A 20,577-nucleotide genomic window follows, 5' to 3' on the forward strand; every position below is an offset into this window, starting at 1 on the left:
AAAGAATATAAAAAACTTGTTGACTTTCAAAAGTTAATGAGTTATAATAATTCTTGTCTTAAATGAATATAGTCTGGTAATGATGGCAGAGAGGCCACACCCGTTCCCATACCGAACACGGAAGTTAAGCTCTCTAGCGCCGATGGTAGTTGGGACCTTGTCCCTGTGAGAGTAGGACGTTGCCAGGCTATTTATATCATCGCGGGGTGGAGCAGTACGGTAGCTCGTCGGGCTCATAACCCGAAGGTCGCAGGTTCAAATCCTGTCCCCGCAACCAAATGGTCCCGTGGTGTAGTGGTTAACATGCCTGCCTGTCACGCAGGAGATCGCCGGTTCGACCCCGGTCGGGACCGCCATTTTATATAAAGAAAAGAACGAAACAAGTTGTTTCGTATTTTTTTATTTGTTTTAACAAAAAACTAATAAAGACAGTCAAACTATCCTTAGGAAAACTCCTAAGGACTTTTTTATATATTTAAAACCTGTATAATAAAGAGCAGAGAACATTGTGAGTAAAGTAGGTGAAGTCTGTGAGTAAATATGAAATAACAACAAAATCTTCCGAAGAAACCCAGCGATTATCAGAAAAATTAGGGAGACTTGTAAAGGAAAAAGATGTAATTATTTTAGAGGGTGATCTTGGAGCTGGCAAGACGACTTTTACAAAAGGACTAGCAAAAGGTCTTGGAGTGAAAAGAGTCGTAAATAGTCCTACCTTCAATATTATTAAAGAATATAAAGGAAGATTACCGCTATATCATATGGATGTGTATCGTTTAGCGGAAAGTGAAGAAGATTTAGGATTTGATGAGTATTTCTATGGTGAAGGGATTACAGTAGTAGAATGGGCTCATTTAATAGAAGCATATTTACCGAATGAGAAGTTGCAAATTAGTTTATTCCATGCTGGAGATGATACAAGAAAAATTGTACTCGAGCCAATTGGAGATCGCTATATTAGATTATGTGAGGAGCTATTACAAGATGAAAGTACTAGCAATTGATACTTCAAATTACGTAATGGGTGTATCCCTTATTGAGGAAGGGAACGTGATTGGGGAAATCATTACAAATTTAACAAAAAACCATTCTGTACGTCTTATGCCAGCTGTAGAGAAACTGTTAAAAGAATGCGGTGTAAAACCGAAAGAATTGACTAAAATTGTTGTAGCAGCTGGACCGGGATCATATACAGGTGTTCGTATAGGTGTGACAGCGGCAAAAACATTAGCTTGGTCACTTCAAATACCAATTGTAGGTGTATCAAGTTTGGAAGTGGTGGCTGCAAATGGTACTAATTTTAATGGACTAATTTGTCCTTTATTTGATGGCCGACGTGGTCAAATTTACACGGGGTTATATACATATGAAGGAGAGCGTATAACTTCAATAGAAGAAGACCGAATTATTCTTATTGTTGACTGGTTGCAAATGTTAAAAGATAAAGAACAGCCTGTTTTATTTATTGGTAACGATGTTAAATTGCATAAAGAAACAATTGTAGAATATTTAGGTGATCAAGCTGTATTTGCTCCGTTCACTAAGAATAACCCGAGACCAAGTGAATTAGCATGTTTAGGATTACAAAAAGAAGAACAAGACGTGCATACGTTTGTTCCTAGCTATCTTCGTTTAGCTGAAGCTGAAACAAAATGGTTAGAAAGTCAAAAACAATAGGGGCCTACAGAAGATGGATATGATATTTAGAAAGATGGCACTCGATGATATTGCTCAAATTGTAGCTATTGAAGAAGCATCTTTTTCAACCCCATGGACTGCAGATGCCTTTCACCGTGAATTAGAGGTGAATGAACATGCACATTATGTCGTGCTAGAAAAAGATGGTCTCGTAATTGGATATTGTGGATTGTGGATAATTATTGATGAATCACATGTAACAAATATAGCTATCCTGCCGGAATACAGAGGTCAAAAGCTAGGGGATGCCTTATTAAAAGAAGTCATTTCCGAAGCGAAAGGTTTAGGAGTAAAAACAATGACACTTGAAGTACGCATGTCAAATGAAGTAGCAAAGCAGTTATACAGAAAATACGGATTTCAAAATGGTGGGATTCGTAAACGATACTATGCAGACAATCAGGAAGATGGTCTTGTAATGTGGGTGAATATATAATGGAAAAAAATACGATTATACTTGGTATTGAAACAAGCTGTGATGAAACAGCTGTAGCAGTTGTTAAAAATGGAACGGAAATCATTGCGAATGTCGTTGCATCGCAAATTGAAAGTCATAAGCGTTTTGGCGGAGTAGTACCAGAGATTGCATCCCGTCATCATGTAGAAGAAATCACAGTTGTGTTAGAAGAAGCTTTAAAAGAAGCGAATATCACTTTTGAGGATATTGATGCAATTGCTGTAACAGAAGGCCCAGGTTTAGTCGGAGCACTTTTAATAGGTGTAAATGCAGCGAAAGCTGTGGCTTTTGCTCATGATATCCCTCTAGTTGGTGTTCATCATATTGCTGGTCATATTTATGCGAATCGTTTAGTAAAAGAAGTACAATTCCCGTTACTATCGCTTGTTGTATCCGGTGGACATACGGAGCTTGTTTATATGAAAGAACATGGTTCATTTGAAGTGATTGGTGAAACGCGAGATGATGCGGCAGGAGAAGCTTACGATAAAGTAGCTCGTACATTATCAATGCCTTATCCAGGTGGTCCTCATATTGATCGCCTTGCGCATGAAGGAAAACCAACAATTGATTTGCCTCGTGCGTGGCTAGAACCTGATTCGTATGATTTCAGCTTTAGTGGATTGAAATCAGCAGTTATCAACACTGTGCATAACGCAAAACAGCGCGGTATAGAAATTGCACCAGAAGATTTAGCAGCAAGTTTCCAAGAAAGTGTAATAGATGTACTTGTAACGAAAGCGTCTCGTGCAGCAGATGCTTATAATGTAAAACAAGTGCTTCTTGCTGGTGGAGTAGCTGCTAATAAAGGGCTTCGTGCACGTTTAGCAGCAGAATTTGCACAAAAAGAAAATATAGAGCTAATTATTCCTCCTCTATCTTTATGCACAGATAATGCAGCGATGATTGCGGCTGCAGGTACAATTGCATACGAACAAGGAAAACGCGCTACATTAGCTTTAAATGCAAATCCAGGATTAGATATTGAAGCATAGTTATACACAAAATTAACCACAGCTTGTGGATAAAACCCAAATTATCTGTTGATAATTTGGGTTTTTTTGTGTACATAAAATGTGCATAACTTTTTATCTAGTTGTGGATAATGTGGAAAAGTTATTTGGAAGTTTATATTATAAAGGTGGATATGTGTATAACCTTGTGGATAACATAGAGGAAGTCTGACCTTTGAAGAAATTCTTTTTTGGGAAATAAAAAACAAAGAGATGTCCAAAAAACATTTTGAAACATCCTCCTCTTATTATATAAGGTGCTACTATTGTCAATCCTTGTCGAATGGTTTGTATAATTTCATTTATTATGGTATTGATTCCAAAAAAGAAAATAAAAAGGAGGTCATCTCGTCAAAAAGCCCGACTTATGAGACATCCTCCTCTTTTAAATTCTCTTATATATGCAGTTCTTCCCATTCTGCCATACAAGCTTCAAGCTGTTCTTGCAGTGTTTGTTTTTTAGTTGTAATTTCACTAGCCTTTTCATAATCTGCATATATTTCTGGTAAGCAAAGTTGGTCTTCTAACGTAGCAATTTCTTCTTCTAAGCCTACGATATTTTGTTCCAGTTCTTCAATTTTTCGAGTACGTTGACGCTCTAACTGTTTACGTTCTTTTTCTTCGAGATAATTTAATTTTTCTTGTGCCACCACTTTTTGAACAGGTACTTCATCTTCTTGCTCTAGTTCCGCACGTTCAATCATTTCATTTTTCTTTTCAACGTAATAATCGTAATCACCTAAATATTCTTGTGCACCTTCTGTTGATAACTCAACAACGGTTGTCGTTACGCGATTAATAAAGTAGCGGTCATGAGAGACGAATAGAAGAGTACCTGGGTAATCAATTAAAGCATTCTCCAAAATCTCTTTACTATTTAAATCAAGATGGTTTGTTGGCTCATCGAGAATTAATAAATTGGATTTTTGCATCATAAGTTTTGCAAGAGCTAGTCGAGCCTTTTGTCCACCACTAAGAGAAGATACTGGTTTGAGTACATCATCCCCTGTGAATAAAAAGTTGCCTAGTATAGTGCGAATTTCTTTTTCAGGTTGCAGGGGATATTCATCCCATAATTCATTTAAAACTCGCTTCGAAGATGTTAAGTTGGCTTGTTCTTGATCATAATAACCAACAGATACACTTGAGCCGAAAGCAACGTTTCCATGTAATAGCTGTAACTTATTCACAATGGATTTTAATAATGTAGATTTTCCAATTCCGTTTGGCCCAACTAAGGCAACACTGTCACCGCGAGTTAAGCGCATATTTACATGTTCAATAATCGGTTCCTGATAATAGCCAATAGTTGCATCTTTCACTTGTAAAACATCATTTCCACTTTGTTTTTCAATATCGAAGTGGAAGGAAGCTGATTTAGAATCGCCTAATGGTCTAGTTAATACTTCCATTCTGTCTAATTGTTTACGGCGACTTTGAGCGCGTTTTGTCGTAGATGCACGAGCTATATTTTTTTGTACAAAGTCTTCCAGTTTAGAAATTTCATCTTGTTGTTTTTCATAACGCTTCATTTCTTGCTCGTATAGAGCTGATTTTGAGTCTAAATATTTACTGTAGTTACCAACAAATCGTCGGCTTTCCTTATTAGAAATTTCGTATACTTGTGTAACAAGTTTATCTAAGAAATAACGGTCATGGGAAACGATTAAAATCGCGCCAGGATAGCCTTGTAAATATTGTTCAAGCCATGTTAGTGTCTCAATATCCAAATGGTTTGTAGGTTCGTCTAAAATAAGTAAGTCTGGTCTAGTTAATAATAATTTCCCGAGAGCTAATCGAGTCTTTTGTCCACCACTTAATGTGGAAATTTTCGTCTGATGCGTTTCAACTGGGAAGCCAAGACCGCTTAAAATTGAGCGTATATCCGCTTCGTACTGATAGCCGCCTTGATCTTTATAATCTAATTGTAATTGGTCATAATCAGCTAATAATTTCTCATATATAGCCGCATTTGAAAAGTTTTCTTCTTTTCCCATCTCTTGCTCTAGTCTTCGAAGTTTTGTCTCCATCTGCTGCAAGTGTGTAAAGACGGTTAACATTTCATCCCAAATTGTTAAAGACGTTTCGAGTCCAGTATTTTGAGCTAAATACCCCATTGAGACATCTTTCGGTTTTATAATTTCACCACCATCATGAGATAACTCGCCAGCTATTATTTTTAATAATGTAGATTTTCCAGCTCCATTTCGTCCGACTAATGCGATACGATCTTTTGTTTGTACTTCCAATTTTATGTTTGCAAGAATCGTTTCTGCACCGTATAATTTCGAAAGCCCATTCACTTGTAATAATATCAATGTTTTCACCTCAAATAATTTCTTAACTTTGCCATGTTTATATTTCTCAATCATACTAAAAATAGTGTATAGTTTAAAATAAAGAGAGAATACTTCTTCTCTTTATTATACAAGGAAATTCATGAGTACTAAACTTCTGTATTTGATTCAAGTATAAGAATAAAGATAGGAAGAGAGGAGAGGTTATATGGATCAGCAAAAAATTCCACAGGCCACTGCCAAACGATTGCCTCTATACTATCGATTTATCCAAAACTTATCTCTTTCTGGTAAGCAACGTGTTTCATCAGCCGAATTGAGTGAAGCGGTAAAGGTTGATTCCGCAACTATTCGAAGAGATTTTTCGTATTTTGGAGCGTTAGGGAAAAAAGGATATGGATATAACGTAAATTATTTATTATCATTTTTCCGTGAAACACTCGACCAAGATGATATAACACGCGTGGCACTTATTGGAGTAGGTAATTTAGGGACCGCTTTCTTACATTATAATTTCACGAAAAACAATAATACAAAAATTGAAATGGCGTTTGATGTTAGTGAAGAGAAAGTTGGAACAGAAATCGGAGGCATTCCTGTATATCATTTGGATGAACTAGAAGAACGTTTATCAACTGATATACAAGTGGCAATATTAACGGTACCCGCTACAGTAGCGCAATCTGTGGCAGATAGATTGGCAGAAACGAACGTGCATGGTATTTTAAATTTCACACCAGCACGCTTAAATGTGTCAGAGAATATAAGAATTCATCACATTGATTTAGCTGTAGAGTTACAAACACTTGTTTACTTTTTGAAAAATTATCCACAATAAAACGCAGAGGAGATGACCTCTGCGTTTTATTATTGTTTTTTCTTTGTGAATTTAACTAAGATAAGGCGAAGTGCCAAATTAAAATCAATTGTTGCCATAACTGCAAATAGTATTGTCCACATATTCCAGATTGTATCTGTTACGTTCGTAATGGCGAAGCGTGTAAAGATACATCCAAGAAGAAAGTATAATGCAGCCATGAACAATGGTGAGTTTCTCATACTAAAAATCCTCCGATAAAGCCTTGCATTTTTTCAGCTTCTTTAATCATTTCTTGAATTTGCTCATTGCTTACTACAACTTGAGCAACTGCAACTAATGTATTCATAGCAACATGAGCTGCAATAGGAACGATAATGCGTTTCGTTTTTACGTATAAAAAGGCGAATACGAGCCCCATAGAAGTGTATACCAATAAGTGAGTAAAATCAAAATGAATCGCCGCGAATACAAGTGAACTAATGATAGCGGCAATAAAGAAGTTAAACTTCTTATAAAGTGTACCGAATAAAATTTTTCTAAATACGATTTCTTCCAAAATAGGTCCTATTATAGATATGACAATAAGGAACCAAGGTGTCGTTCTTGCGATGTCCATAAGTCTTGCTGTATTTTCGGATCCAGGTGTAATCCCTAATAAACGCATTTCAATCATACCGGCAATGCTTTGTGAGAACAGCGCTAAGAAGAAACCAATAAAAATCCACCCAATTGTAGCTGGAACAGTAGAGCGCATTTTATCTAAATGCCTGTCACGAATGTCTGTTCTGAGTAACCAAAGTACAACGCATAATGCAATGAAAAAGCTAATGATAGCCCAATGACCAGTTATGAGCTGAAGTTTTTCATCTCTAGTAAATCCCCTATTATCGTATAGTCCAGTTTTCAGGAGAAGCGGTAACCCGGCAATGCCTGATAACTGCATTAAAATGTATGTAACGATAATCCACCAATATTGTTTCTTCAAATGGTTTAACCATCCTTTCTAACGCTAGTGTATGAGATAAGGTAGGATAACATGTAAATATGCTACCTACGATATAAACTTTCATTTGAATTATATTTTTTTTGTAAATAAGTATTTGAAAATAAAATAGGAGACAGGAAAAAGTTGTACGTTTAGCGAAAACAACTTAGGGTGTCTTTCATATTGTAACATACAAGAAGTGGGAACAACGATTCATATAGTAAAGGCAGTAGAAGAAGTAATGATATCTAGGAAAGTGCATAAAGTAATTTGCGAAAAAATTATGATTTTTTTACTTGCAAAAGAAATTGAGATTATTTATTATTATAAGTGTGTTAGCACTCGTGTGACTTGAGTGCTAATAAATAAAATTTACATAACAAAATGAGGAGGTTATTGTTCATGCTAAAGCCATTAGGTGATCGCGTTGTAATTGAACTTGTTCAAGCAGAAGAAAAAACAGCAAGTGGTATTGTATTACCAGAAACTGCAAAAGAAAAACCACAAGAGGGTAAAGTTATTGCAGTAGGTACAGGCCGAGTGCTTGAAAATGGTGAGCGTGTTGCTTTAGAGGTAGCAGCAGGTGATCTTATCATCTTCTCAAAATATGCAGGTACTGAAGTGAAATACGAAGGTACAGACTACTTGATTTTACGTGAAAGTGACATTTTAGCAATTATCGGTTAATTATATACATTTTAAAAATCCAAGGGGGTCAATTATTATGGCAAAAGATATTAAATTTAGTGAAGAAGCACGTCGTTCGATGCTTCGCGGTGTCGACACTCTTGCAAACGCAGTAAAAGTAACGCTTGGACCAAAAGGTCGTAACGTTGTACTTGAGAAAAAATTCGGTTCACCACTTATTACAAATGATGGTGTAACAATCGCAAAAGAAATCGAATTAGAAGATGCATTCGAAAACATGGGTGCGAAATTAGTAGCAGAAGTTGCTAGCAAAACAAACGATGTAGCTGGTGACGGAACGACAACTGCAACTGTATTAGCGCAAGCTATGATTCGTGAAGGTCTTAAAAACGTAACAGCTGGTGCAAACCCAATGGGTCTTCGTAAAGGTATCGAAAAAGCTGTTACTGCTGCAATTGAAGAATTAAAAGCGATTTCTAAACCAATCGAAGGTAAATCTTCTATCGCACAAGTAGCTGCTATTTCTTCGGCTGACGAAGAAGTAGGTCAATTAATCGCTGAAGCAATGGAGCGCGTTGGTAACGACGGCGTTATTACTTTAGAAGAATCTAAAGGATTCACAACAGAATTAGACGTAGTAGAAGGTATGCAATTTGATCGTGGATATGCATCTCCTTACATGATTACTGATTCTGACAAAATGGAAGCAGTTCTTGATAACCCATACATTTTAATTACTGACAAAAAGATTTCTAACATTCAAGAAATCTTACCAGTATTAGAGCAAGTGGTACAACAAGGTAAACCACTTCTTATCATTGCTGAAGATGTAGAAGGCGAAGCGTTAGCTACATTAGTAGTGAACAAACTTCGTGGTACATTCAATGTAGTTGCTGTTAAAGCTCCTGGATTTGGTGACCGTCGTAAAGCAATGCTAGAAGATATCGCAATCTTAACTGGTGGCGAAGTAATCACTGAAGAATTAGGACGTGACTTAAAATCTGCTACAGTTGAATCTTTAGGACGTGCTGGTAAAATTGTTGTAACGAAAGAAAACACAACTGTAGTTGAAGGTATTGGAAATTCACAACAAATCGAAGCTCGCATCGGTCAAATCCGCGCGCAATTAGAAGAAACTACTTCTGAATTCGATCGTGAAAAATTACAAGAGCGTCTTGCTAAACTTGCGGGCGGTGTAGCAGTAATTAAAGTAGGTGCAGCAACTGAAACTGAGTTAAAAGAGCGCAAACTTCGCATTGAAGATGCACTTAACTCAACTCGTGCAGCAGTAGAAGAAGGTATCGTTGCAGGTGGTGGTACTTCACTTATGAACGTATACACAAAAGTAGCTTCTATCGTAGCTGAAGGCGACGAAGCAACAGGTATCAACATCGTACTTCGTGCACTAGAAGAGCCAGTTCGTCAAATCGCAATCAACGCTGGTCTAGAAGGATCTGTAGTTGTAGAGCGTCTAAAAGGCGAAAAAGTAGGCGTTGGTTTCAACGCAGCTACTGGCGAATGGGTTAACATGCTTGAGTCTGGTATCGTAGATCCAGCTAAAGTAACTCGTTCTGCACTTCAAAACGCAGCATCTGTTGCAGCTATGTTCTTAACAACTGAAGCTGTAGTTGCTGACAAGCCAGAACCAAATGCACCAGCAATGCCTGACATGGGCGGCATGGGCATGGGTGGTATGGGCGGAATGATGTAATTCCGTTCTCCCGAAAAACATCCACTTCTATATAGAAGTGGATGTTTTTTTATGTTTTTGAGCGCAGGAAAATAATTTCTGTAGAATTTTGTCGCTTTCTCTCTTGACCATACCGATACTTCATTGTTAGAATCTAGGAAGATAATATAAAACAATCCTTCATATATCCTCGATGATATGGTTTGAGAGTCTCTACCGGGTTACCGTAAACAACCTGACTATGAAGGCAGTGCGTCTTATATTTATAAAGAGCGGAAGATTATCTTTCTTTATAAAGCCAGACCCCTGCCTTTTCTTTGTCATGAGACTAGAGGCGGAGGACTGGCTTTTTTTATTATATTAGTAATGCTTTTCGCCAAATTGGTGAAAATATTTATATACGAGAACTAACGTTGGGGTGATTATTTTGAAGAAGCAGCATGATACAATTATCGTTTTAGATTTTGGGAGTCAGTACAATCAGTTAATAGCACGTCGAATTCGTGAGTTCGGTGTATACAGTGAACTTCATCCACATACAATTACTGCAGAAGAAATTAAAGCAATGAATCCAAAAGGGATTATTTTCTCTGGTGGACCAAATAGTGTATACGGTGAAGGCGCATTACATTGTGATGAAAAAATCTTTGAACTAGGATTACCGATCTTCGGTATTTGTTACGGTATGCAGCTTATGACACAACACTTCGGTGGTAAAGTAGAACGTGCCAACCACCGTGAGTATGGAAAAGCTGTTCTTAAAGTAGAGAACGAATCAAAATTATATGCGAACCTTCCAGAAGAGCAAGTTGTATGGATGAGCCATGGTGACTTAGTAACTGGTTTACCTGAAGGATTCGTAGTAGATGCAACAAGTGAGTCTTGTCCAATTGCTGGTATGAGCAATGAAGCGGAAAACTTATACGGTGTACAATTCCACCCAGAAGTACGTCACTCTGAGCACGGTAACGATTTAATTAAAAACTTCGTATTCGGCGTATGTGGTTGTTCTGAAGGATGGAACATGGAGAACTTTATCGAAGTAGAATTAGAGAAGATCCGTGAAACTGTTGGAGACAAAAAAGTATTATGCGCACTTAGTGGCGGTGTAGACTCTTCTGTTGTAGCAGTATTAATTCATAAAGCGATTGGTGACCAATTAACATGTATTTTCGTGGACCACGGTTTACTTCGTAAAGATGAAGCAGAAGGTGTTATGAAAACATTTAGCGAAGGCTTCCATATGAACGTTATTAAAGTGGATGCACAAGAGCGCTTCATGAACAAGTTAAAAGGTGTAGAAGATCCAGAGCAAAAACGTAAAATCATCGGTAATGAATTCATTTACGTATTTGATGATGAAGCTTCTAAATTACAAGGAATGGACTTCCTAGCGCAAGGTACACTTTACACGGACATCGTTGAAAGTGGTACAGCAACTGCACAAACAATTAAATCTCACCATAACGTTGGTGGACTTCCAGAAGACATGCAGTTCAAATTAATTGAGCCTTTAAACACTTTATTTAAAGACGAAGTACGTGTATTAGGATCAGAATTAGGAATTCCTGATGAAATCGTATGGCGTCAACCGTTCCCAGGTCCAGGACTTGGTATTCGTGTATTAGGTGAAATTACAGAAGAGAAATTAGAAATCGTTCGTGAATCAGATGCGATTTTACGTGAAGAAATTATAAAAGCAGGATTAGACCGCGAAGTTTGGCAATACTTCACTGCGCTTCCTGGTATGCGTAGCGTAGGTGTTATGGGTGACGAGCGTACTTACGATTACACAGTAGGTATCCGTGCAGTAACATCTATCGATGGTATGACAGCTGACTGGGCACGTATCCCTTGGGACGTATTAGAGAAAATCTCTGTACGTATCGTAAACGAAGTAAAACACGTTAACCGTATCGTGTATGATATAACGAGTAAGCCACCAGCAACTATTGAGTGGGAATAGTATTGTAATAAAAAAGGTCCATCTATCATTTATGTATAGATGGATCTTTTTGTTTTTACCCTTAATACGAACGAAAATATAAAAGTTTATAAAAATGTTCGTTTTTAAATTGACAAAACCACCTTCTCGAGTTAATATGAGTATGTAATTCAAACGAAAACTGAATATTATGCCGTCGTATAATATCGGGGATATGGCCCGAAAGTTTCTACCTAGCTACCGTAAATGGCTTGACTACGAGGCGTTTTGATAAAGATGAGGGGAAACTTGTCTTTATTCATAGAACGCTTCCATGTATATGCAATGGAAGCCTTTTTTATTTTTATAGATAAAAGAGGGCTAGGGTGAAATACGGCGAGTAATCATATAACGGGGGAAACGTAAGATGAAACGCTATTTTCAGTTTGATGAACTCGGCACAAATTATAAAACAGAGTTCATAGCAGGTTTAACGACATTTCTATCTATGGCTTACGTACTATTTGTCAATCCTGCTACGCTGTCACTTGGAAATGTTAAAGGATTACCGGCAGGTACAGGAATGGATCCAGGTGCAGTATTCGTTGCTACAGCATTAGCAGCGGCGATTGGTTCGTTAATCATGGGGATATTTGCGAAGTATCCGATTGCTTTAGCGCCAGGTATGGGAATAAATGCGTTCTTTGCTTATACAGCGGTGTTAACGATGGGAATTCCGTGGCAAACGGCAATTGCTGGAACATTAATGTCAGGTATTATCTTTATTATTCTTACTGCTTCAGGTATTCGGGAAAAAATCATTAATGCAATTCCAGTAGAGTTAAAGTTTGCAGTAGCGGCGGGTATTGGATTATTCATTGCCTTCCTTGGATTCCAAAACGCTGGAATTATCGTAAAGAATGATGCTGTTCTTGTTGGGTTGGGGGACTTAACAAAGGGCACAACGTTATTAGCAATCTTCGGAGTTGTTACTACAATCATTTTCATGATTAAAAAAATAAATGGTGCAGTTTTCTACGGTATGATCCTTACGGCGATCTTAGGAGTAGCGACTGGATTAATTGATACACCAAAAGCTGTAGTGGGAGCAATACCGAGTCTAGAACCAACGTTCGGGGTAGCATTAACTCACTTTGGAGACATTTTCACTGTTGAAATGGCGATTGTTATTATAACGTTCTTCTTTATCGATTTCTTTGATACAGCAGGTACGCTTGTAGCGGTTGCGAATCAAGCGGGATTAATGAAGAACAATAAATTACCACGTGCAGGTAAAGCGTTATTTGCAGATGCGATTGCAACTGTAATTGGTGCGATTTTAGGTACATCAACAACAACGTCTTACATTGAATCGTCTGCGGGGGTAGCAGCAGGAGGACGTTCTGGATTTACAGCGGTTGTAACAGCAGGGTTCTTCTTACTGGCACTATTCTTCTCACCACTATTAAGTGTTGTGACACCAGCTGTAACAGCGCCAGCATTAATTATTGTAGGAATCTTGATGGTTTCATCTTTAGGAGAAATTGATTGGAAGAAATTCGAGATTGCAGTGCCAGCGTTCTTTACTATCATTTCAATGCCACTTACGTATAGTATCGCAACAGGAATTGCAATCGGGTTTATCTTCTATCCAATTACAATGGTTGTGAGTGGTCGTCGTAAAGAGATTCATCCAATTATGTATGTTATGGGAGTTTTATTCGTACTATATTTCATCTACGTTCGTAAATAAAAGGGGTTTTTTGAAAGGTCTAGACTTGAGGGGAGTCTAGACCTTTTTTGCGTCTTCAGAAAATCTTAAGGATTTCCGAGCGTTTTTCTTCAGAAGTTTTCTTATAATAGAAGTTAGGGATTAAAAAAGTGATGGGGGAGATAGTATGGCCGGGGAAACAATACTTGTCGTAGATGATGAAAAAGAAATTAGGAACCTTATTACAATTTATTTAAAGAACGAAGGATATAAAGTACTGCAAGCAGGGGACGGAGAAGAAGGGTTACGTATATTAGAAGAAAATGAAGTGCACTTAGTCGTATTAGATATTATGATGCCGAAAGTAGATGGTATTCATATGTGTATGAAAGTAAGGGAAGCGAAGGAAATGCCGATTATTATGCTTTCGGCAAAAACGCAAGATATGGATAAAATTTTAGGATTAACAACAGGTGCAGATGATTATGTAGCAAAACCGTTTAATCCGTTAGAGTTAATCGCAAGAATTAAATCGCAGCTACGTCGTTATATGAAAATGAATGGCTTTGCTATTCAAAATGAGGACGAGTTAGAAATTGGAGAGATGAAAATAAACATCTCCACTCATACAGTCATTGTGGATGGAGAAGAAGTGAAACTCACCCCAAGGGAATTTTCAATTTTAGAATTACTAGTCCGTAATCCGGGGATGGTCTTTAGTGCGGAACAAATTTATGAAAAGGTTTGGAACGAAAGATCTTTCCAGTCGGATAACACGGTAATGGTTCATATTCGGAAAGTGCGTGAAAAGATTGAGGAGAATCCAAGGAAGCCAATATATATAAAAACAGTATGGGGAGTGGGGTATAAGATTGAAAAAGATATTTAATCCATTTACTTATGTTAGGAAAATTCGAGAATTAATTGGAAAGATAGTGAAGAGTGTGAAACGGAGTATACGAATTCAACTTATTACTGCGTTTACTGCTTGTGCGTTGTTAGGGATTTTGTCAGCGAAGGCAGCAGCACCGTTTTTTGAGAATGCGAATCGAGAGGCGACGATCGATTATCGGGTTGGTATGGAACAAATTAATCAACACGCTCAAAGCGTCGCAAATAGTTCAGTTCATGAAAATAAATTAGAAGCTATATCAACTATGATTGAAATAGAGAATCAAAATTTAGAACAAAACTCTAGAGCTTTAAAAGTATTGGTCACTGACGAGAGCGGTAAAGTTTTATATAAAACGAAGCAGGCGCAAGAAGAGCAAATTGATTTGCATAATACAATTCGTAATGCAGCATCATTTGCAATCAATTATTCAAACGGGCAAGATGCATTTGAAAATACAAGAAAAGAATTTATAGCTTTTGCACCTATTACAATAGAAGATAAGAATTTATACATGTTTGTTAGTGGGATTCCGGGAGGTGCAGTGAGATATGATACGCAAGAAGGGCCGTTTCCATTTTTCATAGGTGTACTCGTATTCATTTTCTCTTTCTTCTATATAACAAAGAGAAAGATGAAGCAAATTGAAGCGATGGCACAAGGTGTAAAGGAAATAGAAAAAGGCAACTTAGCGTATCGTATTGAGAAGAAAGGTGAGGACGAGATTGCGTCTTTAACTGAGAATATTAATAATATGGCAGAAGAGCTGATGAATAATATAGAAAAGGAACGTAAATTAGAGAAGCAAAAGAACGAGCTTATTACGAATGTATCTCACGATTTGCGTACACCACTGACTTCTATTATGGGTTACTTGCGATTACTTCGAGATTCTAAATATGAAAGTAAAGAACAACATGATGAGTATACGAGAATTGCTTTTGCGAAGTCGGAGCAGTTAAAGAATTTAATAGAAGATTTATTTGAGTATACGAAGTTAACAAATGAGCAAGTTATATTGGAAAAACAAGAGGTTTGTATAAATGAGTTATTGGAGCAATTAATAGAAGAGTTAGTACCGCAAGCAGAAGAGCATGGCCTTATGTTTGTTAAGAAGTTTCCTGAGGAACGTGCATATGCGATGATTGATTCGGAAAAGATGGTCCGTGTATTCGACAACTTACTAATGAATGCAATTAAGTATAGTAAAGATGACGGAGAGATAAAAGTTTCTCTTCAAAGGCAGCGCAGGAATATACAAATTGTTATTGCGAATCATAGTGAAGAGTTTACGAGAGAAGAGTTAGGGAACTTGTTTGAACGGTTTTATAAGAAAGATCAATCTAGAAGTAGAGTAACAGAAGGTTCGGGGCTCGGATTAGCTATTGCGAAAAGTATTGTTGAGTTGCAAGGTGGTAGTATTCAAGCTGAGTATGAGGACGGGATCGTTCAGTTCATCGTTTCATTACCAATTATAGAAAAATAATAAATGAATAGAATGTTATAGGATAAAAAGGCTTATTTTAAAAGGAATAAGCCTTTTTATATTTTTTTAGAAAAACATATTGACGATTAGAGTTTAGAGGTGTAATATAAAACAAGTCGCCGATAGCAACAACGCAGAAAGCGACAAACGAAATAAAAAACTTAGTTGACATTAACTAACGAAGATGTTAACATAAGGGAGTCGCAAATGAGCGACAAACAAGTTCTTTGAAAACTGAACGAAACAAACAACGTGAACGTCAATTTTTATTTTTAGATGCTAGACAAACTAACTTTATTGGAGAGTTTGATCCTGGCTCAGGATGAACGCTGGCGGCGTGCCTAATACATGCAAGTCGAGCGAATGGATTAAGAGCTTGCTCTTATGAAGTTAGCGGCGGACGGGTGAGTAACACGTGGGTAACCTACCCGTAAGACTGGGATAACTCCGGGAAACCGGGGCTAATACCGGATAATATTTTGAACTGCATAGTTCGAAATTGAAAGGCGGCTTCGGCTGTCACTTATGGATGGACCCGCGTCGCATTAGCTAGTTGGTGAGGTAACGGCTCACCAAGGCAACGATGCGTAGCCGACCTGAGAGGGTGATCGGCCACACTGGGACTGAGACACGGCCCAGACTCCTACGGGAGGCAGCAGTAGGGAATCTTCCGCAATGGACGAAAGTCTGACGGAGCAACGCCGCGTGAGTGATGAAGGCTTTCGGGTCGTAAAACTCTGTTGTTAGGGAAGAACAAGTGCTAGTTGAATAAGCTGGCACCTTGACGGTACCTAACCAGAAAGCCACGGCTAACTACGTGCCAGCAGCCGCGGTAATACGTAGGTGGCAAGCGTTATCCGGAATTATTGGGCGTAAAGCGCGCGCAGGTGGTTTCTTAAGTCTGATGTGAAAGCCCACGGCTCAACCGTGGAGGGTCATTGGAAACTGGGAGACTTGAGTGCAGAAGAGGAAAGTGGAATTCCATGTGTAGCGGTGAAATGCGTAGAGATATGGAGGAACACCAGTGGCGAAGGCGACTTTCTGGTCTGTAACTGACACTGAGGCGCGAAAGCGTGGGGAGCAAACAGGATTAGATACCCTGGTAGTCCACGCCGTAAACGATGAGTGCTAAGTGTTAGAGGGTTTCCGCCCTTTAGTGCTGAAGTTAACGCATTAAGCACTCCGCCTGGGGAGTACGGCCGCAAGGCTGAAACTCAAAGGAATTGACGGGGGCCCGCACAAGCGGTGGAGCATGTGGTTTAATTCGAAGCAACGCGAAGAACCTTACCAGGTCTTGACATCCTCTGAAAACTCTAGAGATAGAGCTTCTCCTTCGGGAGCAGAGTGACAGGTGGTGCATGGTTGTCGTCAGCTCGTGTCGTGAGATGTTGGGTTAAGTCCCGCAACGAGCGCAACCCTTGATCTTAGTTGCCATCATTAAGTTGGGCACTCTAAGGTGACTGCCGGTGACAAACCGGAGGAAGGTGGGGATGACGTCAAATCATCATGCCCCTTATGACCTGGGCTACACACGTGCTACAATGGACGGTACAAAGAGCTGCAAGACCGCGAGGTGGAGCTAATCTCATAAAACCGTTCTCAGTTCGGATTGTAGGCTGCAACTCGCCTACATGAAGCTGGAATCGCTAGTAATCGCGGATCAGCATGCCGCGGTGAATACGTTCCCGGGCCTTGTACACACCGCCCGTCACACCACGAGAGTTTGTAACACCCGAAGTCGGTGGGGTAACCTTTATGGAGCCAGCCGCCTAAGGTGGGACAGATGATTGGGGTGAAGTCGTAACAAGGTAGCCGTATCGGAAGGTGCGGCTGGATCACCTCCTTTCTATGGAGAATTGATGAACGCAGTTCATCAATAAACGTTGACTTGTTTTGTTTCGTTCAGTTTTGAGAGAACTATCTCTCAAGTTTAAATGTATGTTCTTTGAAAACTAGATAACAGTGTAGCTCATATTTTTTTAATTTTAGTTTGGTTAAGTTAGAAAGGGCGCACGGTGGATGCCTTGACACTAGGAGTCGATGAAGGACGGGACTAACGCCGATATGCTTCGGGGAGCTGTAAGTAAGCTTTGATCCGAAGATTTCCGAATGGGGAAACCCACTATACGTAATGGTATGGTATCCTTACCTGAATACATAGGGTATGGAAGACAGACCCAGGGAACTGAAACATCTAAGTACCTGGAGGAAGAGAAAGCAAATGCGATTTCCTGAGTAGCGGCGAGCGAAACGGAATCTAGCCCAAACCAAGAGGCTTGCCTCTTGGGGTTGTAGGACATTCTATACGGAGTTACAAAGGAACGAGGTAGACGAAGCGACCTGGAAAGGTCCGTCACAGAGGGTAATAACCCCGTAGTCGAAACTTCGTTCTCTCTTGAATGTATCCTGAGTACGGCGGAACACGTGAAATTCCGTCGGAATCTGGGAGGACCATCTCCCAAGGCTAAATACTCCCTAGTGATCGATAGTGAACCAGTACCGTGAGGGAAAGGTGAAAAGCACCCCGGAAGGGGAGTGAAAGAGATCCTGAAACCGTGTGCCTACAAATAGTCAGAGCCCGTTAATGGGTGATGGCGTGCCTTTTGTAGAATGAACCGGCGAGTTACGATCCCGTGCGAGGTTAAGCTGAAGAGGCGGAGCCGCAGCGAAAGCGAGTCTGAATAGGGCGTTTAGTACGTGGTCGTAGACCCGAAACCAGGTGATCTACCCATGTCCAGGGTGAAGTTCAGGTAACACTGAATGGAGGCCCGAACCCACGCACGTTGAAAAGTGCGGGGATGAGGTGTGGGTAGCGGAGAAATTCCAATCGAACCTGGAGATAGCTGGTTCTCCCCGAAATAGCTTTAGGGCTAGCCTTAAGTGTAAGAGTCTTGGAGGTAGAGCACTGATTGAACTAGGGGTCCTCATCGGATTACCGAATTCAGTCAAACTCCGAATGCCAATGACTTATCCTTAGGAGTCAGACTGCGAGTGATAAGATCCGTAGTCAAGAGGGAAACAGCCCAGATCGCCAGCTAAGGTCCCAAAGTGTGTATTAAGTGGAAAAGGATGTGGAGTTGCTTAGACAACTAGGATGTTGGCTCAGAAGCAGCCACCATTTAAAGAGTGCGTAATAGCTCACTAGTCGAGTGACTCTGCGCCGAAAATGTACCGGGGCTAAATACACCACCGAAGCTGCGAATTGATACCAATGGTATCAGTGGTAGGGGAGCGTTCTAAGTGCAGTGAAGTCAGACCGGAAGGACTGGTGGAGCGCTTAGAAGTGAGAATGCCGGTATGAGTAGCGAAAGACGGGTGAGAATCCCGTCCACCGAATGCCTAAGGTTTCCTGAGGAAGGCTCGTCCGCTCAGGGTTAGTCAGGACCTAAGCCGAGGCCGACAGGCGTAGGCGATGGACAACAGGTTGATATTCCTGTACCACCTCTTTATCGTTTGAGCAATGGAGGGACGCAGAAGGATAGAAGAAGCGTGCGATTGGTTGTGCACGTCCAAGCAGTTAGGCTGATAAGTAGGCAAATCCGCTTATCGTGAAGGCTGAGCTGTGATGGGGAAGCTCCTTATGGAGCGAAGTCTTTGATTCCCCGCTGCCAAGAAAAGCTTCTAGCGAGATAAAAGGTGCCTGTACCGCAAACCGACACAGGTAGGCGAGGAGAGAATCCTAAGGTGTGCGAGAGAACTCTGGTTAAGGAACTCGGCAAAATGACCCCGTAACTTCGGGAGAAGGGGTGCTTTCTTAACGGAAAGCCGCAGTGAATAGGCCCAAGCGACTGTTTAGCAAAAACACAGGTCTCTGCGAAGCCGTAAGGCGAAGTATAGGGGCTGACACCTGCCCGGTGCTGGAAGGTTAAGGAGAGGGGTTAGCGTAAGCGAAGCTCTGAACTGAAGCCCCAGTAAACGGCGGCCGTAACTATAACGGTCCTAAGGTAGCGAAATTCCTTGTCGGGTAAGTTCCGACCCGCACGAAAGGTGTAACGATTTGGGCACTGTCTCAACCAGAGACTCGGTGAAATTATAGTACCTGTGAAGATGCAGGTTACCCGCGACAGGACGGAAAGACCCCGTGGAGCTTTACTGTAGCCTGATATTGAATTTTGGTACAGTTTGTACAGGATAGGCGGGAGCCATTGAAACCGGAGCGCTAGCTTCGGTGGAGGCGCTGGTGGGATACCGCCCTGACTGTATTGAAATTCTAACCTACGGGTCTCATCGACCCGGGAGACAGTGTCAGGTGGGCAGTTTGACTGGGGCGGTCGCCTCCTAAAGTGTAACGGAGGCGCCCAAAGGTTCCCTCAGAATGGTTGGAAATCATTCGTAGAGTGCAAAGGCATAAGGGAGCTTGACTGCGAGACCTACAAGTCGAGCAGGGACGAAAGTCGGGCTTAGTGATCCGGTGGTTCCGCATGGAAGGGCCATCGCTCAACGGATAAAAGCTACCCCGGGGATAACAGGCTTATCTCCCCCAAGAGTCCACATCGACGGGGAGGTTTGGCACCTCGATGTCGGCTCATCGCATCCTGGGGCTGTAGTCGGTCCCAAGGGTTGGGCTGTTCGCCCATTAAAGCGGTACGCGAGCTGGGTTCAGAACGTCGTGAGACAGTTCGGTCCCTATCCGTCGTGGGCGCAGGAAATTTGAGAGGAGCTGTCCTTAGTACGAGAGGACCGGGATGGACGCACCGCTGGTGTACCAGTTGTTCTGCCAAGGGCATAGCTGGGTAGCTATGTGCGGAAGGGATAAGTGCTGAAAGCATCTAAGCATGAAGCCCCCCTCAAGATGAGATTTCCCATAGCGTAAGCTAGTAAGATCCCTGAAAGATGATCAGGTTGATAGGTTCGAGGTGGAAGCATGGTGACATGTGGAGCTGACGAATACTAATAGATCGAGGACTTAACCATATAATATGAAGCAAATGTTATCTAGTTTTGAAGGAATATACC

At 40.4% G+C, this 20,577-nt stretch carries 14 protein-coding genes, 2 tRNA genes, 3 rRNA genes and 2 riboswitches; of the genes, 16 read left to right on the forward strand and 3 right to left on the reverse strand.

Annotation, left to right across the window (positions count from 1 at the left end; translation table 11 throughout):
* Positions 1–72: 72 nt before the first annotated feature.
* From rrf to tsaD, 7 genes are all read left to right on the forward strand, one after another.
* Positions 73–188 (forward strand): 5S ribosomal RNA (gene rrf, locus JFU23_RS17035).
* A gap of 12 nt (positions 189–200) precedes the next feature.
* Positions 201–277: transfer RNA gene (locus tag JFU23_RS17040), tRNA-Met, on the forward strand.
* A 3-nt stretch (positions 278–280) separates the two neighbouring features.
* Positions 281–356: transfer RNA gene (locus tag JFU23_RS17045), tRNA-Asp, on the forward strand.
* Between the two features lie 174 nt (positions 357–530).
* Positions 531–1,004: a tRNA (adenosine(37)-N6)-threonylcarbamoyltransferase complex ATPase subunit type 1 TsaE gene (gene tsaE / locus JFU23_RS17050; RefSeq protein WP_002009995.1), complete on the forward strand. Its 474-nt coding sequence runs from the start codon at positions 531–533 to the stop codon at positions 1,002–1,004.
* Positions 985–1,677 carry a tRNA (adenosine(37)-N6)-threonylcarbamoyltransferase complex dimerization subunit type 1 TsaB gene (tsaB, locus tag JFU23_RS17055; RefSeq protein WP_002091610.1) on the forward strand — a complete coding sequence of 231 codons (693 nt, stop codon included), beginning with the start codon at positions 985–987 and terminating at the stop codon, positions 1,675–1,677. The genes tsaE and tsaB overlap by 20 nt, the downstream gene beginning before the upstream one ends.
* Positions 1,678–1,690: 13 nt before the next feature.
* Complete coding sequence (gene rimI, locus JFU23_RS17060) at positions 1,691–2,134, forward strand: ribosomal protein S18-alanine N-acetyltransferase (protein WP_002063534.1); 444 nt, start codon at positions 1,691–1,693, stop codon at positions 2,132–2,134.
* The gene (tsaD, locus tag JFU23_RS17065; protein ID WP_002009991.1) at positions 2,134–3,150 is read left to right on the forward strand and encodes a tRNA (adenosine(37)-N6)-threonylcarbamoyltransferase complex transferase subunit TsaD; all 1,017 of its coding nucleotides are present in this window, start codon (positions 2,134–2,136) and stop codon (positions 3,148–3,150) included. Before rimI ends, tsaD begins: the two co-directional genes overlap by 1 nt.
* A gap of 413 nt (positions 3,151–3,563) precedes the next feature.
* On the opposite strand, the gene JFU23_RS17070 is transcribed toward tsaD, so the two are convergent.
* Positions 3,564–5,486: an ABC-F family ATP-binding cassette domain-containing protein gene (locus tag JFU23_RS17070; RefSeq protein ID WP_098169066.1), complete on the reverse strand. Its 1,923-nt coding sequence runs from the start codon at positions 5,484–5,486 to the stop codon at positions 3,564–3,566.
* 187 nt (positions 5,487–5,673) lie between these two features.
* Between JFU23_RS17070 and JFU23_RS17075 the strand changes: the two genes are divergently transcribed.
* Positions 5,674–6,303 carry a redox-sensing transcriptional repressor Rex gene (locus JFU23_RS17075; RefSeq protein WP_000372704.1) on the forward strand — a complete coding sequence of 210 codons (630 nt, stop codon included), beginning with the start codon at positions 5,674–5,676 and terminating at the stop codon, positions 6,301–6,303.
* Between the two features lie 29 nt (positions 6,304–6,332).
* On the opposite strand, the gene JFU23_RS17080 is transcribed toward JFU23_RS17075, so the two are convergent.
* Positions 6,333–6,524, reverse strand: coding sequence for a YdiK family protein (locus tag JFU23_RS17080; protein WP_001246201.1), 192 nt, complete (start codon positions 6,522–6,524; stop codon positions 6,333–6,335).
* The gene (locus tag JFU23_RS17085; RefSeq protein ID WP_044440795.1) at positions 6,521–7,270 is read right to left on the reverse strand and encodes a CPBP family intramembrane glutamic endopeptidase; all 750 of its coding nucleotides are present in this window, start codon (positions 7,268–7,270) and stop codon (positions 6,521–6,523) included. Before JFU23_RS17085 ends, JFU23_RS17080 begins: the two co-directional genes overlap by 4 nt.
* 402 nt (positions 7,271–7,672) lie before the next feature.
* Between JFU23_RS17085 and groES the strand changes: the two genes are divergently transcribed.
* The 8 genes from groES to JFU23_RS17125 all read left to right on the forward strand — a co-directional run bounded on the left by groES (position 7,673) and on the right by JFU23_RS17125 (position 20,535).
* Positions 7,673–7,957: a co-chaperone GroES gene (gene groES / locus JFU23_RS17090; RefSeq protein WP_002009985.1), complete on the forward strand. Its 285-nt coding sequence runs from the start codon at positions 7,673–7,675 to the stop codon at positions 7,955–7,957.
* 37 nt (positions 7,958–7,994) lie between these two features.
* The gene (gene groL / locus JFU23_RS17095; RefSeq protein WP_002029451.1) at positions 7,995–9,629 is read left to right on the forward strand and encodes a chaperonin GroEL; all 1,635 of its coding nucleotides are present in this window, start codon (positions 7,995–7,997) and stop codon (positions 9,627–9,629) included.
* A 139-nt stretch (positions 9,630–9,768) separates the two neighbouring features.
* A riboswitch (purine riboswitch) is annotated at positions 9,769–9,870 on the forward strand.
* Between the two features lie 165 nt (positions 9,871–10,035).
* On the forward strand, positions 10,036–11,574 hold the full coding sequence (guaA, locus tag JFU23_RS17100; RefSeq protein WP_122974556.1) for a glutamine-hydrolyzing GMP synthase: 1,539 nt from the start codon (positions 10,036–10,038) through the stop codon (positions 11,572–11,574).
* A gap of 155 nt (positions 11,575–11,729) precedes the next feature.
* Positions 11,730–11,831: riboswitch (purine riboswitch) on the forward strand.
* A 128-nt stretch (positions 11,832–11,959) separates the two neighbouring features.
* On the forward strand, positions 11,960–13,285 hold the full coding sequence (locus JFU23_RS17105; protein ID WP_002091603.1) for an NCS2 family permease: 1,326 nt from the start codon (positions 11,960–11,962) through the stop codon (positions 13,283–13,285).
* Positions 13,286–13,430: 145 nt separating this feature from the next.
* Positions 13,431–14,132 carry a response regulator transcription factor gene (locus JFU23_RS17110; protein WP_002029454.1) on the forward strand — a complete coding sequence of 234 codons (702 nt, stop codon included), beginning with the start codon at positions 13,431–13,433 and terminating at the stop codon, positions 14,130–14,132.
* Positions 14,116–15,621, forward strand: coding sequence for a sensor histidine kinase (locus tag JFU23_RS17115; RefSeq protein ID WP_201032350.1), 1,506 nt, complete (start codon positions 14,116–14,118; stop codon positions 15,619–15,621). Before JFU23_RS17110 ends, JFU23_RS17115 begins: the two co-directional genes overlap by 17 nt.
* A 294-nt stretch (positions 15,622–15,915) precedes the next feature.
* Positions 15,916–17,467 (forward strand): 16S ribosomal RNA (locus JFU23_RS17120).
* A 146-nt stretch (positions 17,468–17,613) separates the two neighbouring features.
* Positions 17,614–20,535 (forward strand): 23S ribosomal RNA (locus JFU23_RS17125).
* The 16S and 23S rRNA genes sit together here, the layout of an rRNA operon.
* Positions 20,536–20,577 lie beyond the last annotated feature (42 nt).

The sequence above is a fragment of the Bacillus sp. TH50 genome, from assembly GCF_016650565.1.
GTDB classification, from domain to species: Bacteria; Bacillota; Bacilli; order Bacillales; family Bacillaceae_G; genus Bacillus_A; species Bacillus_A mycoides.

Bases quoted from the DNA above. Each gene is read 5' to 3' on its own strand.
- tsaD (WP_002009991.1), top strand. From the start codon at position 2,134: ATGGAAAAAAATACGATTATACTTGGTATTGAAACAAGCTGTGATGAA.
- JFU23_RS17075 (WP_000372704.1), top strand. From the start codon at position 5,674: ATGGATCAGCAAAAAATTCCACAGGCCACTGCCAAACGATTGCCTCTA.
- rimI (WP_002063534.1), top strand. From the start codon at position 1,691: ATGGATATGATATTTAGAAAGATGGCACTCGATGATATTGCTCAAATT.
- tsaB (WP_002091610.1), top strand. From the start codon at position 985: ATGAAAGTACTAGCAATTGATACTTCAAATTACGTAATGGGTGTATCC.
- groL (WP_002029451.1), top strand. From the start codon at position 7,995: ATGGCAAAAGATATTAAATTTAGTGAAGAAGCACGTCGTTCGATGCTT.
- JFU23_RS17110 (WP_002029454.1), top strand. From the start codon at position 13,431: ATGGCCGGGGAAACAATACTTGTCGTAGATGATGAAAAAGAAATTAGG.
- JFU23_RS17080 (WP_001246201.1), bottom strand. From the start codon at position 6,524: ATGAGAAACTCACCATTGTTCATGGCTGCATTATACTTTCTTCTTGGA.
- JFU23_RS17105 (WP_002091603.1), top strand. From the start codon at position 11,960: ATGAAACGCTATTTTCAGTTTGATGAACTCGGCACAAATTATAAAACA.
- groES (WP_002009985.1), top strand. From the start codon at position 7,673: ATGCTAAAGCCATTAGGTGATCGCGTTGTAATTGAACTTGTTCAAGCA.